Source organism: Mycolicibacterium madagascariense (assembly GCF_010729665.1).
GTDB lineage: Bacteria > Actinomycetota > Actinomycetes > Mycobacteriales > Mycobacteriaceae > Mycobacterium > Mycobacterium madagascariense.
The window spans coordinates 1617743-1634973 of sequence record NZ_AP022610.1; the positions used below are offsets into that span (position 1 = coordinate 1617743).

At 70.8% G+C, this 17231-nt stretch carries 13 protein-coding genes; 7 read left to right on the plus strand and 6 right to left on the minus strand.

The features are described from left to right. Positions 1 to 68: 68 nt before the first annotated feature. Positions 69 to 3239, plus strand: coding sequence for an ATP-dependent helicase (locus tag G6N60_RS07625; protein WP_372511037.1), 3171 nt, complete (start codon positions 69 to 71; stop codon positions 3237 to 3239). Then, on the plus strand, positions 3176 to 6514 hold the full coding sequence (locus G6N60_RS07630; protein WP_372511038.1) for an ATP-dependent helicase: 3339 nt from the start codon (positions 3176 to 3178) through the stop codon (positions 6512 to 6514). Before G6N60_RS07625 ends, G6N60_RS07630 begins: the two co-directional genes overlap by 64 nt. Here the strand turns inward: G6N60_RS07630 and G6N60_RS07635 are convergent. Next, positions 6486 to 6887, minus strand: coding sequence for a DoxX family protein (locus G6N60_RS07635; protein WP_163734778.1), 402 nt, complete (start codon positions 6885 to 6887; stop codon positions 6486 to 6488). The two genes, G6N60_RS07630 and G6N60_RS07635, sit on opposite strands and share 29 nt — an antisense overlap. 45 nt (positions 6888 to 6932) lie before the next feature. Here G6N60_RS07635 and G6N60_RS07640 point away from each other — a divergent pair, with 45 nt between their 5' ends. Beyond that, positions 6933 to 8012 (plus strand): potassium channel family protein, encoded by a 1080-nt coding sequence (locus tag G6N60_RS07640; protein WP_163734782.1) that lies wholly within the window; start codon positions 6933 to 6935, stop codon positions 8010 to 8012. Then, on the plus strand, positions 8009 to 8944 hold the full coding sequence (gene nudC, locus G6N60_RS07645) for an NAD(+) diphosphatase (protein WP_163734785.1): 936 nt from the start codon (positions 8009 to 8011) through the stop codon (positions 8942 to 8944). The genes G6N60_RS07640 and nudC overlap by 4 nt, the downstream gene beginning before the upstream one ends. A 1-nt stretch (position 8945) precedes the next feature. On the opposite strand, the gene mrx1 is transcribed toward nudC, so the two are convergent. Further along, the gene (gene mrx1 / locus G6N60_RS07650) at positions 8946 to 9197 is read right to left on the minus strand and encodes a mycoredoxin Mrx1 (RefSeq protein WP_179969662.1); all 252 of its coding nucleotides are present in this window, start codon (positions 9195 to 9197) and stop codon (positions 8946 to 8948) included. Positions 9198 to 9289: 92 nt separating this feature from the next. Between mrx1 and G6N60_RS07655 the strand changes: the two genes are divergently transcribed. The 3 genes from G6N60_RS07655 (at position 9290) to G6N60_RS07665 (ending at position 12139) form a co-directional block, all read left to right on the plus strand. Then, positions 9290 to 11428, plus strand: a complete 2139-nt coding sequence (locus G6N60_RS07655; protein ID WP_276028344.1) for an ATP-dependent DNA helicase UvrD2 — start codon at positions 9290 to 9292, stop codon at positions 11426 to 11428. Positions 11429 to 11527: 99 nt separating this feature from the next. Next, positions 11528 to 11713, plus strand: coding sequence for a hypothetical protein (locus tag G6N60_RS07660; protein WP_163734792.1), 186 nt, complete (start codon positions 11528 to 11530; stop codon positions 11711 to 11713). Positions 11714 to 11857: 144 nt separating this feature from the next. After that, positions 11858 to 12139, plus strand: coding sequence for a WhiB family transcriptional regulator (locus G6N60_RS07665; protein ID WP_163734796.1), 282 nt, complete (start codon positions 11858 to 11860; stop codon positions 12137 to 12139). Between the two features lie 36 nt (positions 12140 to 12175). On the opposite strand, the gene G6N60_RS07670 is transcribed toward G6N60_RS07665, so the two are convergent. The 4 genes from G6N60_RS07670 to G6N60_RS07685 all read right to left on the minus strand — a co-directional run bounded on the left by G6N60_RS07670 (position 12176) and on the right by G6N60_RS07685 (position 17191). Beyond that, complete coding sequence (locus tag G6N60_RS07670; RefSeq protein ID WP_163734799.1) at positions 12176 to 13501, minus strand: macrolide-binding ATPase MABP-1; 1326 nt, start codon at positions 13499 to 13501, stop codon at positions 12176 to 12178. 42 nt (positions 13502 to 13543) lie between these two features. Next, positions 13544 to 14737 carry a ribosome hibernation factor-recruiting GTPase MRF gene (gene mrf, locus G6N60_RS07675; RefSeq protein WP_163734801.1) on the minus strand — a complete coding sequence of 398 codons (1194 nt, stop codon included), beginning with the start codon at positions 14735 to 14737 and terminating at the stop codon, positions 13544 to 13546. Between the two features lie 190 nt (positions 14738 to 14927). After that, the gene (locus tag G6N60_RS07680; RefSeq protein WP_163734802.1) at positions 14928 to 15767 is read right to left on the minus strand and encodes a TOMM precursor leader peptide-binding protein; all 840 of its coding nucleotides are present in this window, start codon (positions 15765 to 15767) and stop codon (positions 14928 to 14930) included. Positions 15768 to 15838: 71 nt separating this feature from the next. Then, a complete protein-coding gene (locus G6N60_RS07685; RefSeq protein WP_163734806.1) occupies positions 15839 to 17191 on the minus strand; it encodes a zinc-dependent metalloprotease in 1353 nt (450 codons plus the stop codon). Positions 17192 to 17231 lie beyond the last annotated feature (40 nt).

Sequence of the window (17231 nt, forward strand, 5' to 3'; positions counted from 1 at the left end):
TTCACCCCGTCGATGCTGCCAGTGCTGGGCCGAACGAGTTTGTCGTACCCCCGTGGTCTCATTCCCTCGTGCCTGCTCCACAACCTCCGACGCCCACCGCGCAGACCGACCGCGCGCAGACCGACCGCGCGCAGACCGACCCCGTGCTGACCGATCCCGCGCTACGCGGCACGGTGCGGGTGGTCGGTGGTCCGGGTACGGGGAAGACGACGCTGCTGCTGGACACCGCGGTCGCGCGCATCGCGTCGGGGACCGACCCGGAATCGGTTCTGCTGCTGACGGGTTCGGCGACCCTCGGGACGAGCGCCCGCGCCGCGGTGACGGCGCGGCTGCTCGGCGGGAGGGGGCCGTCGGCCGTGCGCGAACCGATGGTGCGCACGGTGCACTCCTACGCCTTCGCGGTGCTGCGGCTGGCCGCGCAGCGCAACGGCGATCCGCCACCCCGGTTGATCACCAGCGCCGAGCAGGACGGCATCGTCCGCGAACTCCTGGCCGGTGACGTCGAGGACGGCGCCGACGCGTCCGTGCCGTGGCCGCGTCACCTGCTGCCCGCGCTGGGCACGGTCGGTTTTGCCAACGAATTGCGCGACCTGTTGGCCCGCTGTGCCGAGCGCGGTGTGGAACCGGTTGCGCTGCAACGCATCGGCAGGACCGCGGGCAGGCCCGAGTGGGTGGCCGCGGGTCGTTTCGCGCAGGTCTACGAGCAGGTGATGCTGCTGCGCTCGGCGGTCGGGATGGCCGCCCCGCAGGCGACCATTCCGGCACTCGGTGCGGCCGAGCTCGTCGGGGCTGCGCTCGAGGCGTTCGCCGCCGACCCCGAGCTGCTGGCCGCCGAACGGAGCAGGGTCCGGCTGCTCCTGGTCGACGATGCCCAGAACCTGGATCCGCAGGCCGCGCTACTCGTGCGGGTCCTGGCCGCGGGCGCCGAACTCGCCGTCATCGCCGGCGATCCCAACCAGTCGGTCTTCGGCTATCGCGGGGCCGACCCGGCGCTGTTGAGCGACGGCGACCACCCGACGATCGTGCTCACCGCGTCGCATCGCTGCGCGGCGGCCGTGGCGCGGGTCATCACCGCCGTCGCGGGCCGGCTGCCCGGGGTCGACGACGCCAGGCAACTCGTCGGCGCGCCGGATCGGCCCGGGTCGGTGGCGGTGCGGATCACCGCCACCGAGCGTGCGGAGGCGGCCGTGGTCGCCGACGCGCTGCGTCGGGCGCACCTCGTCGACGGCGTCCCGTGGTCGCAGATGGCCGTCCTTGTGCGATCGGTGCCGCGGACGGGGACGGCGCTGGCCCGGGCGCTGACCGCGGCGGGCGTACCGGTCGAGCAGCAGTCGATCACCGGTCCGCTCGCCGACGCACCCGCGGTGGCGGCCCTGTTGACGGTGCTCGACGTCGTCGCGGAGGGGCTCGACGGCCGTCGGGCACTGTCCCTGCTGACCGGGCCGATCGGCCGGGTCGATCCGGTGTCGCTGCGGCAGTTGCGCCGCGCCCTGCGCCGCGCGGACGCTGCCAGTCCACCGCGGGAGTTCGCCGATCTGCTCGTCGCCGCCCTGGAGGCCCCCCGCGGGTCCGACGCCGACGTGCCCGATCAGCTGGCCCGTGCGCTGGGGCGCGTCCGCAAGGTGCTGGCCGCCGCCCGACGCAGTGACGCCGACGGCCTGGATGCGCGGTTCACCTTGTGGCAGGCATGGCATCAGAGCGGGTTGCAGCGGCGCTGGCTGGCCGCCGCCGAGCGGGCGGGGGCGGTCGGCGCCCAGGCGGGCCGTGACCTCGACGCGGTGACGGCGCTCTTCGACGTCGCCGAGCAGTACGTCGCGCGCACCACGGGAGCGTCGCTGAGTGGCTTCGTCGACCACGTCAGGTCCATGGTCCTGCCGGCGGCGGCACGCGATGCGGGCCGTGGCGAGGGCGTGGCGCTGCTGTCCGCGCACGCCGCGCTCGGCAGGGAGTGGGACGTCGTCGTGCTCGCCGGCGTGCAAGAAGGATTGTGGCCCAACGTCGTTCCCCGCGGTGGAGTGCTCGCGACGCAACAGCTCGTCGACGTCCTCGATGGCATCGTCGAGGGCACCTCGACCAGGGCGCCCCTGCTGGCCGAGGAACGCAGGCTGCTGATCGCCGCACTCGGCCGGGCGCGGGACCGGGTCCTGGTGACCGCCGTCGACGGCGCCGAGGGTGACGACGCGTTGCTGCCGTCGCCGTTCTGCGCAGAACTCCTCGCGCTGGCGACCGAGCGGCCGGCGGAGTCCGAGGAGCCCCTTTGCGCACCGCGGGTGCTGGCGCCTGCGGCGGTGGTCGGCAGATTGCGTGCGGTGGTGTGCGCCCCCGACGGCGCGGTCGACGACGCCGCCCGGGCGTGCGCGGCGGGCCAGTTGGCCCGGCTGGCCGCCGCCGGGGTGGCCGGCTCCGCACCCGCCCAGTGGTACGCCAGCACCACGACGTCGAGCGAGGAGCCGCTGTGGTCGGGCGGCGACCACGTCGTGACCCTCTCGCCGTCGACGGTGCAGACGCTGGCGGACTGTCCGCTGCGCTGGCTGCTGGAACGCCACGGCGGCAGCGACGGCCGTGACGTCCGCTCGGCACTCGGCACCCTGATCCACGCGCTGGTGTCGGACCCGCAGAAGACGGAGGAGCAGATGCTGGCCGAACTCGAAAGGGTCTGGGAGGGGCTGCCTTTCGACGCGCCGTGGCATGCGGCCAACGAACTGGCCCGGCATCGCGCCATGCTGACGGCGTTCGCGCAGTGGCGTGCCCAGACGCGCCATGAACTCACCGAGGTCGGCACCGAGGTCGAGGTCGACGGGGTGGTCGCCCCCGGCGGGACCGACCAGCCGGCCGTTCGCGTTCGCGGCCGCGTGGACAGGATCGAGCGCGACGCGGAGGGCAGGCTCGTCGTGATCGACGTCAAGACCGCCAAGAGTCCGGTCAGCAAGGACGACGCCCAGCGCCACGCCCAGCTCGCGACCTACCAGTTGGCGATCGCCGAGGGCGTGCTGCCCCACGGCGACGAGGCCGGGGGAGGTCGCCTGGTGTACCTGGGCAAGGTCGGGGTGGCCGGCGCGACCGAACGGGACCAGACCCCGCTGACGGCCGACGGTCGTGACGAATGGCGCACACGGGTGCAGGAGGCGGCGGCCGCCACGCAGGGTCCGGAGTTCGTGGCCCGCATCAACGACGGCTGCACGCACTGCCCGGTGCGTGCGACGTGCCCCGCCCAGGATGCACTAAAAGGCCGCTCGTGAGTGAGAGATTCAGCCCGGCCGAGCTCGCCGAGGCGCTGGGCATCTTCGCCCCGACCGACGAGCAGGCCGCCGTCATCGCCGCCCCGCCGGGACCGCTGGTCGTGATCGCCGGCGCGGGGGCGGGCAAGACGGAGACGATGGCCGCCCGCGTCGTGTGGCTCGTCGCCAACGGCCACGCCCGCCCCGGCGAGGTGCTCGGGCTGACGTTCACCCGCAAGGCGGCCGGGCAGCTGCTGCGGCGCGTGCGCACCAGGCTGTCCCGGCTGGCCGGTGCGGGACTGATCCCCGGTGGCGGCCCGGACGTCGACGAGCATCCGACGATCGGGACCTATCACGCGTTCGCGGGCACCCTGCTGCGCGAGCATGGCCTGCTGCTGCCGGTGGAGCCGTCGACGCGGCTGATCGGTGCAACGGAGCTGTGGCAGTTGGCGTTTCGCGTCGTGTGCGAGTACCCGACGGCGCTGGACACCGAGAAGTCACCGGCCGCCATCACGGCGATGGTGCTGCGGTTGGCCGGTCAGCTGGCCGAGCATCTCGTCGACACCGACCAGCTGCGTGACACCCACGTCGAGCTGGAGCGATTGGTGCACACGCTGCCGCCGGGTCCGCGCCAGCGTGACACCGGGCCCAGCCAGGCGCTGCTGAAGATGCTCGCCGTCCAGGACGAGCGCACCGAGATCGTCCCGCTCGTCGACGCCCTGCACCAGCGGATGCGCGCGGAGAACGTCATGGACTTCGGCATGCAGATGGCCGCGGCCGCCCGCCTCGCCGAGAGATTTCCCCGGGTGGGCGAGCAGCTGCGTCAGCGCTACCGGGTGGTGTTGCTCGACGAGTACCAGGACACCGGGCACGCGCAGCGGGTCGCGCTGTCGTCGCTGTTCGGCGGCGGAGTCGACGACGAGCTGGCGCTGACCGCCGTCGGTGATCCCATCCAGTCGATCTACGGCTGGCGGGGTGCGTCGGCGACCAACCTGCCGCGGTTCACCACGGACTTCTGCCTGTCCGACGGCACCCCCGCACCGACGTTGGAGTTGCGCACCAGCTGGCGCAACCCGCCACGGGCCCTGCACCTGGCCAACGCCGTGTCCGCCGAGGCGCGCCGCCGGTCGGTGGCCGTGCGCGAGCTGCTTCCACGTCCCGGCGCGCAACCGGGCACCATCTCGTGCGCCCTGCTGAGCGACGTGTCCGTCGAAAGGGATTGGCTCGCCGACGAATTGGCGCAGCGGTACCACGGTGCCGTCGCCGCGGGCGCCGACCTGTCGACGACGGCGGTGCTGGTGCGGCGCAACGCCGACGCCGCGCCGATCGCCGACGCCCTGACCGCCCGCGGCGTGCCCGTCGAGGTGGTCGGGCTGTCGGGTCTGCTGTCGATACCCGAGGTCGCCGACGTGGTCGCGATGCTGCGGCTGACGGCCGACCCCACCGCGGGTTCGGCGGCCGTGCGGATCCTCACCGGCCCGCGCTGGCGGCTGGGCGCCGCGGACGTCGCCGCACTGTGGCGTCGGGCGGTGGAACTGGACTCGGCCACCGCGTCCGCCGCCGACCGGTCGTCGACGACGCACATCGTCGCATCGGCCGGGCCCGACGCCGACCGCGCGTGCCTGGCCGACGCGATCTGTCACCCCGGCGCGCCGGACCGGTACTCGGCCGCGGGCCACGCCCGCATCACGGCGCTGGGTCGCGAGCTGACGGCCCTGCGGGCGCAGCTGCACCATCCCCTGCCGGAGCTGATCGCCGAGATCCGATGGACGCTGGGGGTGGACGCCGAAGTCCGTGCGGCGCAATCGCTCTCGACCGGGTGGGGTGGCACCGAACACCTCGACGCGTTCGCCGACGTGGCGGCAGAGTTCGCCAGCCGGCCGTCGGCGTCGGTTGGCGGGTTCCTCGCGTTCCTCGACGCGGCGATGGACGTCGAGAACGGGTTGGCGCCCGCCGAGATCACGGTGGCGAAGGACCGCGTGCAGATCCTCACCGTGCACGCCGCCAAGGGTTTGGAGTGGCAGGTGGTGGCGGTGCCGCATCTCAGCGGGCGGGTGTTCCCGTCGACGGGCTCGGCGCGGACCTGGCTCAGCGACCCCGGTGACCTGCCGCCGCTGCTGCGGGGCGACCGCGCCTCGGTGTCCGAGCACGGCGTGCCGGTGCTCGACACGTCCGACGTGTGCGACCGAAAGGCCTTGACCGACGCGATCACCGCGCACCGCAAATCCCTCGACCAGCGCCGCATCGACGAGGAACGCCGCCTGCTGTACGTTGCGCTGACCCGCGCCGAGGACACGCTGATGCTGTCGGGTCACCACTGGGGTGCCACCGAGTCCACGCCGCGCGGGCCGTCGGACTTCCTGCTCGAGATCAAGGACGTGATCGATCGCACCACGGCCGCCGGTGATCCCTGCGGCGTCGTCGAGCAGTGGGCGCCCGCGCCTGCCGATGGGGACGTCAACCCGTTGCGCGACAACGTCATCGAACGGGCGTGGCCGGTCGATGCGCTGGGCGCCGACCGTCGGTGGGTCGATCGCGGCGCCGAACTGGTCACCCGGGCCATGGCGGCCGGGCCGTCGGCTGCGGCTGCCGGACCCGACGTCGAGGGCTGGGTCGCCGACGTGGACGCGCTGCTCGCCGAGCGCGCGCAGGCGCAGACGCAGCCGGCCGCGGTGCTGCCGCCGCAACTGTCGGTGAGCGCGCTGGTGGACCTCGGCCGTGATCGCGACGGGGCATTGCGCCGACTGCAGCGCCGGCTGCCCGTTCGCCCGGACCCGCAGGCGTTGCTCGGCACGGCGTTCCACGAGTGGGTGCAGCGCTTCTTCCACGCCGAGCGGCTGTTCGACCTCGAGGACCTTCCGGGGGCGGTCGACGGCGAACTGGGTCGCGTCGAGGCCGAGCGGCTGGCCGAATTGCAGAGCGCGTTCGCGCTGTCGCCGTGGGCGTCGCGCATCCCCATTCAGGTCGAGGTGCCGTTCGACATGATCATCGGCACGACCGTGGTGCGCGGCAGGATCGACGCGGTCTTCGCCGACGACGACGGCGGGGTGACCGTGCTCGACTGGAAGACCGGCGATCCGCCGTCCACACCGGAAGCGTTGCAGCACAACGCGATTCAGCTCGCCGTCTACCGGTTGGCCTGGGCCGAGACGTCGGGCATGCCGGTGGGATCGGTGCGCGCGGCCTTCCACTACGTGCGCAGCGGCCGCACGGTCGCGCAGGAGGGCCTGCCCGACGCCGACGCGCTGGCCGGGCTGCTGCAGCCCCCTAGCGAGGCGTGTTGCGGTACACCTTGAGCGCCTGGGTGATCATGGGGTACTGCAGCGGCAGCCGCGCGATCGTGCCGATGCGGGCGGGCCAGCCCTTGTTCCACAGCACGCGCACCGAATTGATGTTGGCCGGGAACACTCCGATGAACAGCGCGACCGCGGCCAGAGCACCGAGGCGGCGGGTCCGAGGCATCAGCAGCATCGCCCCCGTCCCGGCCTCGGCGACGCCGGAAGCCAATGTGTAGAAGCGCGGCGTCCCCGGCAGCTCGGCGGGCACGATCTGATCGAACGGCTTGGGAGCGACGAAGTGCAGCGCGCCCATGCCGACGAGCATGGCGCCCATCCGCTGAGCGGTCTTCTGGCTGGAGGCGTTCGCGGATGCTGGGTGCAGGGAGGTCATGGTTACATTGTGCTGTGCGGCGCGCTGGGCGGATGATGGGCCCTCGTGGCCAAGGGTAGGTTGCGTCGTCGGCTCGCGGCGCTCGACCAGACGTTGACCACTCAGCCCGATCACGCTCTGGTCGGCACGCTGCGGATTCCCGAGACCCCGGTCAGCCCGGCCCGCAAGATTGCGATGCGCGTGCTGTATGCGCTGGGGGCGCTGTTCGCGGCGGTGGCCATCGTGTACCTGGACCGCAACGGCTATCGCGACGTGCAGGGCAACGCGCTGTCGCTGCTGGACTGCCTGTACTACGCCACGGTGTCGCTGTCGACGACCGGATACGGCGACATCACCCCGTTCACCCCGTCGGCGCGGCTCATCAACGTCCTGGTGATCACGCCGCTTCGTGTCGCCTTCCTCATCGTGTTGATCGGTACGACGGTGGAAACCCTGACCGAGGCCTCGCGTCAGACGCTGAAGATCCAGCAGTGGAGGAGAAGAGTGCGCGATCACACCGTCGTCGTCGGCTACGGCACGAAGGGCAAGACCGCCGTCGCGGCCATGATCGGCGACGGTGCCCAGAGCAACGAGATCGTCATCGTCGACACCGACCGGGCGGCGCTGGATCGCGCCGACAAGGCCGGCCTGGTGACGGTGCACGGCGACGCCAACCGCGCGGACGTGCTCAGGCTGGCGGGTGCGCAGCACGCCACGGCCATCGTCGTCGCCACGAACAACGATCCGACCGCCGTGTTGGTGACGCTGACCGCGCGCGAACTCGCCCCGCGCGCCAAGATCATCGCCTCGATCCGCGAGGCGGAGAACCAGCATCTGCTGCGGCAGTCGGGTGCCGACTCGGTCGTAGTGTCGTCGGAGACCGCGGGGCGGCTGCTCGGCATGGCCGCCAAGACGCCGACGGTCGTCGAGATGATCGAGGACCTCCTCACCCCGGACGCCGGCTTCGCCATCGCCGAGCGCGACGTCACCACGAAGGAGGTGGGGGGCTCGGCTCGGCACCTGCCCGACATCGTGCTCGGCGTCGTGCGGGGCGGGCAGCTGGTGCGGGTCGACGATCCGGAGGTCGATGCCATGGAGCTGGGCGATCGACTGCTCTACATTCGCAACGCGGAAGGAAGCCGTTGACCACCCCCGGTGCATTTCACCTGCGCAACGTGCCCCTGCTGTCGCGGGTCGGCCTGCTGCGGGCCGACGAATTGCGCACCGACGAGGCGGCGCTGCGCGACGGCTGGGCCGACGCCCTGCTCCTGAGGGTCGACCGGCGCAACCAGGTGCTCATCTCCGGCGGGCAGGTCGTCCTCGGCAAGGCGTCGAAGTTCTCCGACGCACCCGACGAGCACGCCGTCTTCCTCGGGCGGATGCCCGACGGCAGGCACGTGTGGGCGGTCCGCAGCGCGCTGGAGGGTCCGGAGGATCCCCACGCCGAGTCGGAGGTCCTCAACCTGCGGCAGGCGGGTGCCATCTTCGACGACGTCAGTTCGCAGCTGGTCGCCACGGCCACCGCGCTGCTCAACTGGCATGACAGCGCCCGCTTCAGCTCCCTCGACGGTTCGCCGACCAGAGCGCACCGGGCGGGGTGGGCGCGCATCGATCCCGTCAGCGGCCACGAGGACTTCCCACGTCAGGACCCGGCGGTCATCTGCCTGATCCACGACGGGCACGACCGCGCGGTGCTCGCTCGTCAGACGGTGTGGCCGGAGCGTCTCTTCTCCCTCATCGCCGGGTTCGTCGAGGCGGGGGAGTCGTTCGAGTCGTGCGTGGTGCGCGAGGTCGCCGAGGAGATCGGCCTCGACGTCCACGACGTCACCTACCTGGGCAGTCAGCCCTGGCCGTTCCCGCGTTCGCTCATGGTGGGGTTCCACGCCATTGGCGATCCGGAGCAGGAGTTCGTGTTCAGCGACGGCGAGATCGCCGAGGCGGCGTGGTTCACCAGGGACGAGGTGCGCGCGGCGCTGGCCGACGGCGACTGGAGCAGTGAATCCACGTCGCGGCTGCTGCTCCCCGGGTCGATCTCGATCGCCAGGGAGATCATCGAATCCTGGGCGTACGCCGAGTAGCTCAGGCGGCGAGCTTGGCCTGGACCTGCTTGAGGCTCGGATTGGTCAGCGTCGACCCGTCGGCGAACTTCACCGTCGGGACCACGTGGTTGCCACCATTGACCGACCCGACGAACTCGGCGGCCGCGGGATCGGCCTCGATGTCGACCTCGGCGTAGCCGATGCCTGCGGACTTCAGGGCCGTCTTGAGTCGCGCGCAGTAGCCGCACCAGGTCGTGGAGTACATGGTCAGCTGGGCTTCGTTGGCTGTCATAGGGCTTTCAACGTAAACCAGGCGGCGGGTATTGCACCATCGCGGGGTAGCCGACGGTGTCGGTCGGGTGAATGTCCCTGCCCCCTGCCAAGATGGACGGCATGCCATCCCGGTCTCCTGCGGCCGCCTCGTCGCTGGACAGTCTGATCGGTGACCTCGACGACGAGCAGCGTGAGGCGGTGCAGGCGCCGCGCGGCCCGGTATGCGTGCTCGCCGGCGCGGGCACCGGCAAGACGAGGACGATCACCCGGCGCATCGCCTACCTGGTCGCCGCTGGTCACGTGGCGCCCGGCCAGGTGTTGGCGGTGACGTTCACCTCGCGCGCCGCGGGGGAGATGCGGGCCCGGCTGCGCTCACTCGACGAGCAGGGCGGCAACGGTGCGGGCACCGGCGCCGTGCAGGCGATGACCTTCCACGCCGCCGCCCGGCGCCAGCTGCAGTACTTCTGGCCGCGCGTCGTCGGCGACACGGGGTGGGAGTTGCTCGACAGCAAGTTCGGCGTCGTGGCCCAGGCCGCGAACCGGGCCAGGATCCAAGCCAGCACCGACGACGTCCGCGACCTCGCGGGTGAGATCGAGTGGGCGAAGGCGTCGCTGATCAGCCCGGAGGGGTATGCCGCCGCGGTGGCCGAGGCGGGTCGCGACATCCCCCTGGACGCGGCGAAGATCGCGACGGTCTACGCGGGCTACGAAGCGCTCAAGGCCCGCCGCGACGGGACCACGCTGCTCGACTTCGACGACCTGCTCCTGCACACCGCCGGCGCCATCGAGAACGACGCCGCGGTCGCGAACGAATTCCGTGACCGGTACCGCTGCTTTGTCGTCGATGAGTATCAGGACGTCACGCCGCTGCAGCAGCGCGTGTTGGACGCGTGGCTCGGTGATCGGGACGACCTCACGGTGGTCGGCGACGCGAACCAGACGATCTACTCGTTCACCGGTGCCACCCCCAACCACCTGCTGAACTTCTCGCGCCGCTTCCCCGACGCGTCGCTGGTGCGGTTGGAGCGCGACTACCGCTCCACGCCGCAGGTCGTGTCGCTGGCCAACCGCGTGATATCGATGGCGCGGGGTCGCATGGCGGGCAGCAAGCTGCACCTGGTCGGCCAGCGCGACGCCGGGCCCGCGCCGACGTTCAGCGAGCACCCCGACGAGGTCGCCGAGGCGACGGCCGTGGCCAAGGCGATCGCGAACCTGATCCAGGCAGGCACCTCGCCGGCAGAGATCGCGATCCTCTACCGCATCAACGCCCAGTCGGAGGTGTACGAGGAGGCGCTCACCGCGGCGGGGGTGGCCTTTCAGGTGCGCGGCGGCGAAGGGTTCTTCAGCCGTCAGGAGATCCGGCAGGCGCTCGTGGCGCTGCAGCGCGCCGCCGATCGCATCGACGCGGTCGGCCCCGAACTCCCGCCGGTGATTCGCGAACTGCTCGAGCCCTTGGGGCTGACCGCCGAGGAACCGCAGGGCGTTCGCGCCAGGGAGCGGTGGGAAGCGCTGGTCGCGTTGGCCGAACTCGTCGAGGAAGAGGTGGCGGTGCGGCCCGGCCTCGACGCGCGTGCACTCCTCGCCGAACTGCGGCAGCGGGCCGACGCCCGCCACCCACCGGTGGTGCAGGGTGTCACGCTCGCCTCGCTGCACGCGGCCAAGGGCCTGGAGTGGGACGCGGTGTTCCTGGTCGGACTGGCCGACGGCACCCTGCCGATCTCGCATGCCCTGTCGCGCGGTGCCGACAGTGAGCAGGTCGAGGAGGAACGTCGTCTGCTCTACGTCGGAATCACCAGGGCGCGAGTGCATCTGGCGCTCAGTTGGGCGTTGGCGCGCACCCCCGGCGGAAGGCAGGGGCGCAAACCCTCGCGGTTCTTGAACGGCGTTGCGCCGCAAGCGAGTTCGTCCGACGGACCGCACAAGCCGCGCCGTCAGCGCGGCGCCGCACCGCGGTGCCGCATCTGCAACGAACCGTTGAACAGTTCTGCGGCGATCATGCTGCGGCGCTGCGAGACGTGCCCGTCGGACCTCGACGAGGGGCTGCTGGCGCGCCTCAAGGAGTGGCGGCTGGAGACGTCGAAGGAGATGAAGGTGCCCGCCTACGTGGTGTTCACCGACAACACCCTGATCGCGATCGCAGAGACGCTGCCGGGTGACGAGGCGGCGCTGGTGGCGATCCCCGGAATCGGGGCGCGCAAGCTCGAGCAGTTCGGCGCCGACGTCCTGGCGCTCGTGAAGGCGCGTCAGTAGCGCCAAACGTGCAGGTCAGAAAATCGCTTGTCGGATTCGGGTGCTAGCCTCTAACCTCGTAGACGTCTCATCCGGTCGAGTCGAAGGGAGGTGCCCAACATGAATGCATATTCGTTCAACGGCGTAGCCATTGCTCGCGCCGACGTCATGTCGTGGCCCTCCCACGTCGCTGGATCCGCCGCTGCTGCGGCGCACCCGCCGGCCGCCCGCCATGACGCCATTTCGGCGCCCATGCGACGCGCCGCCGCCGCGACCGTCGCGTCCGTGAACCGAGGCACCATCTAGACAGCCTCGCAAGCCCTTTGGCCACGGACCCGACACCCACCGGATCCGTGGCCAGTTTCTTCGGAACACCCGAACACCTGGTCTCAGATCCATCAGACGACAGACGACTGATCGACTACGACCAGGAGAGAAGGTGATTCGGACATGTCTGCGCAGACATGCCGCGAGAGGACGTTTCCGGCGGTGCCGTGCCACGTCGGTGATCCCGACCTGTGGTTCGCCGAGAACCCCCTCGAACTGGAACGGGCCAAGACGCTGTGCGCGGACTGCCCGATCCGCCGCGAATGCCTCGCCGAGGCGCTGAACCGTCAAGAGCCGTGGGGCGTCTGGGGCGGGGAGATCATCGAGCGCGGCACGATCGTGGCGCGCAAGCGTCCGCGGGGCCGTCCCCGCAAGCACCCGGTGGCGAATCCGGCAGCCGCCTGAGCCGTCCCACCCCACGTATTGCTGGGGTGGGGCAGCTCAGTCGGCGAAGCCCGGAATGAACTCCGCGGCAAGCGCTCTCGTCGGGATGTGGGCGTCGAGCTGGCAGGAGATCGCGACGATGGAGGCGATGACCCGCATGGGGATGGCCAATTTGGCGGGGATGTCCATCTGACGCGCGGTCTTAATCGTCTCGGCCGAGATGTCCATGTTGGCGGCCGCCATCTTCTGCAGCCACTTGCGGGTGTAGTGGAACACCTCGACCTCGAGCGGTTCGACGTACTGGCGCAGCATGTCGTCGATCTCGCGCGGTGAAACCTGTTGTCCCCGTTGGATGAAGCCGATCTTCTCCATCGTCGGGAGCAGGTTGTCGTAGTCCTTCTCGTACGCGTAGCGCACGGTCAACCCGAGTTCGACGGGGATGCCTCCCGGCAGCGGTGCCACGGCGCCGAAGTCCAGCACGCCGAGCTTGTCGCCCGGCAGCAGCATGAAGTTTCCCGGATGGGCGTCGCCGTGCATCATCTCGATGCGGCGCGGTGCGTCATAGGTCAGTTCGACCAGCCGCGTCCCGACGATGTCGCGCTGCTCGGGTGTGCCGGTCCGGATGATCTCCGCCATCGGGATGCCGTCCATCCACTCGGCGACGACCACCTTGGGGGCGCTCGCGACGATGGCGGGCACCACGAAGTGCGGGTGGTCCCGGTAGCCCTTGGCGAAGGCCCGCTGATTGTCGGCCTCGAGGCGGTAGTCCAACTCCATCTCGGTGCGCTCGATCAGCTCGTCGACGACGGCCTGGACGTTGGCGCCGGGGGAGAGCTGCTTGAAGACCGAGACCATCCGCTTCATGGTCTTCAGGTCGGCACGCAGGGCCTCGTCGGCGCCCGGGTACTGGATCTTGACCGCGACCGGACGACCGTCGGCCCAGACCGCCTTGTGCACCTGCCCGATGCTGGCCGAGGCGATGGGCGTGTCGTCGAAGGAGCTGAACCGGTCTCGCCACTTGGTGCCCAGCTGGGCGTTGAGCACCCGGTGCACCTTGTCCGCGGGGAGCGGCGGCGCATCCTTCTGCAGTTTGGTCAGCGCCTCGCGGTAGGGCTCGCCGAATTGCTCGGGGACCGCGGCCTCCATCACCGACAGGGCCTGGCCGACCTTCATCGCCCCGCCCTTGAGCTCACCCAGCACGGTGAAGAGCTGATTGGCGGCCTTCTCCATGAGTTCGGCGTTCACCTCGTCCTTCGACGAGCCGGTCAACCGTTTGCCGAAACCCAGTGCGGCACGGCCGGCGATGCCGACGGGAAGGCTTGCGAGCTTTGCGTTTCGCGCAGCTCGGCCACGTTTGATGTCTGCCACCCCTCCATCATCCACGAAGCGGCGGAGCGTCGGTCACGGCGTGGCGGGTGCCACTCGTCACGGTTCCGTCGCGCGTCGCCCCGGTGGTGACTCGTCGGTGAGCTCGGCGAGGTCGTCGCAGGGGTCGCGGTGCCATTCGCCCAAGGGATCGGGGTAGGTGTGCCATTCGTTCGGCGCGTCCATCTCCCGGTCGGTCAGCAGGGCGCCGTGCAGTGCGGAGACGATCTGGTCCGGGTCGGCGCCACACACCAGGATCGTCATCGAGGTGTGCCGGTCACCGTGCTCCTCGGTCCACAGCAGGTCCGCGAGCGCTCGTCGCTGGGGACTGACGTAGGCCAGTTCGGACGGGGTCATCGCGGCGAGCCACGTCCCTGCGGTGTCCATGCGCAGCCCGCCGCCGGCGGATTGCAACCACATCGCCTGCGAGGACTGGGTCGCCAACCACAGCCTGCCCCGGCTGCGCACCACCCCCTCCAGGAGCAGGTCGATGGCGGCGTGCAGGCGTTGCGGGTGGAACGGCCGTGCTGCCGTGAACTCGACCAGTCGCACGGCCCCGTCGGCGCCGAGGACGGGTTGCCCGGCCAGCAGCGGGTCGTGGGGACCGTCGCTGCGCCCGCGTCGGGCATCGGGTTCGAGGTTCGCCAGCGCCATCTCGACGCGGTCCACGCCGACGGTCAGCCGGGCCCGGGGTGCGAGCCTGCGCAACACCGCCAGCGTCGCCGGATCGGGAATGGTCGGAACCAGGACGTCGGCGAACTCGGCCTGACCCACCACCACCTGGGCCACGGTCCGGCCATCGGACAATTCCTCGTCATCGAGCGCCTGGGTCAGCCACTGGTACCCGTCGACGGTGGTGATGACGCCCGTGACCTGGACGTCGCGCGCCGCGGGTCCGTCCACGTAGCCGGGTCCGACCCTCACTGCGACGTGATTGATCGCCCAGCAGATGGGCTCGGGTTCCAGCCAGGGGGCCAACCGCACGACGATCCGGTCGACGTCGTCGCGCCGGTGCAGCAGACGCAACAGGATCAGGAGGTCGTTGCGCACCGTGCAGGCGACGCACCCGTGGGCCAGTTCGAGCGCCGTCTCGACGGTGTCGACTACCCCGTCGCGCAGGGTGACCACTCGGCGCCGCACGACGTGCCCGTCGAAGACGTGCTCGACGACGAGTGTGCCCGGCTGCTGCAGCAGCGCACCCGTCACCGCGTCGGTGTCGCCCTGGCCCGCCGTCAGCACCACCGGAGTGCGCACGCAAGTCCTCCTCGATCGGAAACGATGGTCATGAACGCGGTCCTCACGGTACCGTCCAAATACGGTCTTGTCGAAAATCATTTTCATCAAGCCTGCTGCGGTGAGGCCGAGCTCGCCACTGGCTGACCGTCGAACACCTTGTCGCGCAGCATGTTTCATCTGTAAGCCAGCATGTTCACCGCCCGCGCCGTCAGCAGCCACACCGGGGATGGCGCTGCCACCGCCGGCTGGTGGTCGAGCCCGTACGGACGTCGAACTCCAGGGTCGTGTCCAAGGTGGGGGGTGGCTCACCCGCCTGGCGTGGATCGGCGGACTCGTGCACGGCACGGATGACCCGGTCGACCTGGCTCAGGGCCAACGCCGCGGTGCCGAGCATGGTGGCGCGGTCTGCGCTCCCGACGGTGTCGCGCAACTGGGCGGCCACGGCGGGCCATGCGGCGTCCCGGTCGCTGCGGTAGAGGTCGGCGCACCCGAGGCAACTCGTCAGACCGGGGAGCACCAGCGGCCCGACCAGCCCCGTGCCGTCGCGCACCCGGACCGGGAGATGCGGTATCCGCGCCGCATGCAGTTCGCCGACGAGGCGCGGGTCGGCGACCAGGTAGTCCGCCAGCACCACGAGATCGGTCGTCCCCGGATCGACCCCGTGGGTGAGCCTGCTGTTCTTGACCCTGGCCCCCGAGCACCGCAATGCGCTGGCCAGCAGGTCCGACAGGGGACCGCGGCCGTGGATGCGGATCGCGGCCGAGCGTCGGTGCGGCGGGGTGTCCGTCGCCAAACCGTTGGCGACGAGCGAGTCGACCAGGGCCGTCACCGACGCTGGGTCGGCGACACCGCGGTTGCACGCCAACGCGCGCAGTTCGTCGGCCGAGACGCCGGATTGCATGGCGCGCAACAGGTCGGCGAGAGCGGGCGCCGACAACCCGTCGGGCGGCACCACGAGCATGGCGCGCCGTGGATCCCAGCCCACCTGGACGACGCCGTCGGGCCTGACCAACACCGGCATCGCGGGGTTGAGGGTGTGCGGTGGCATGCACCGACTCTGGCACGGATCACGACGTCGGCGCGGCGGTCATCCACAGGGGGCGCCAGCCTGTGGATGATTTACTTCGAGTCGTCCCCGAAGTCCTTCTCGAGATCGGCGATCGCCTCGTCGATACCGCTGGTGTCGCCGCCGACGACGCGGTCGATGAAGCCCGCGGGCTCGTCCAAATCGTTCGTATCGGGGAGCAGATCGGGGTGCTGCCACACTGCGTCGCGGGCGTCGGAGCCCGCCGCTTCGGTCAGCCGCCGCCACAGCACCGCGGCCTCACGCAGCTTGCGCGGACGCAGCTCGAGGCCGACCAGCGTGGCGAACGTCTGCTCGGCAGGACCGCCGGTGGCGCGGCGCCGGCGCAGCGTCTCGCTCAACGCCAACGTGCCGGGGATTCGATCGCCGAGCGCATCGGTCACGGCGGTCTCCACCCAGCCCTCGATGAGCGCTAGCAACGTCTCGAGCCGTTCCAGGGCCGCCACCTGCTCGGGCGTCGACTTGGGCTCGAAGATGCCCTGGTTCAGCAGCTGTTCCATCGCCGACGGGTCGGCCAGGGCGGCCGGGTTGAAGCCCTGCGCCAGATCCTGCAGGCCGCTGGTGTCCACCTTCATGCCGCGCGCGAAGGCCTCGACGGCGCTGAGCAACTGGGTCGACAGCCACGGCACGTGACTGAACAGCCGGTGGTGCGCGGCTTCCCGCGCGGCCAGGAACATCATGATCTCGCTGCGCGGCTGCTCGAGTCCCTCGGCGAAGGTCTCGATGGCCTCCGGCATGAGGGCGGCTACACCCTTGGGCCCAAGCGGCAGCCCAATGTCGGTGGAGGTCAACACTTCTCGCGACAGCGTGCCGAGCGCCTGGCCCAGCTGTGAGCCGAACGCCATGCCGCCCATCTGCGTCATCATCGCCAGCAGCGGACCCGCCATGGCCTTGGCCTCTTCGGGCAGCGCGGAGGCCCATACCGTCGACATCTGCTCGGCTACCGGGTCGCACAGTCGCTTCCAGGTGGCGAGGGTGTTGTCGAGCCAGTCGCTGGGTGTCCACGCCGCGGTGCTGCTGGCGCCCGAGGGGAGCGGGGTGACGCCGTCGAGCCAGGTGTCGGCGAGCCGTACCGCGTCGGCCACGGCGTTGCTGGTCTGTTCGGGCACCGGCTTGACGAACCCGATCGAGCTTGACGCCAGCTGCCTGGCGAGGTCGTAGTTGACGGGGCCGGACTGTCCGCCGCTGGCCATCGTGTTGCCTGCGCCGCTGAACATCTCACCGAGCTTGGAGAAGATCTGGCCGAGGTCCTTCATGTCGAATTCGCCACCGCCGAACCCGAACGGGTCCGACGGCGACCCCTTGTTCGGATCCTTCTTGCGGTCGTCTCGGTTGGGGTCGTCTCCCTGACCGTCTGAGGAGGAGAAGCCGAAGGGCAGGTCAGCCATGTCGTCAACGGTACTCACCCCACGTCGGCGGCGCGGGGTG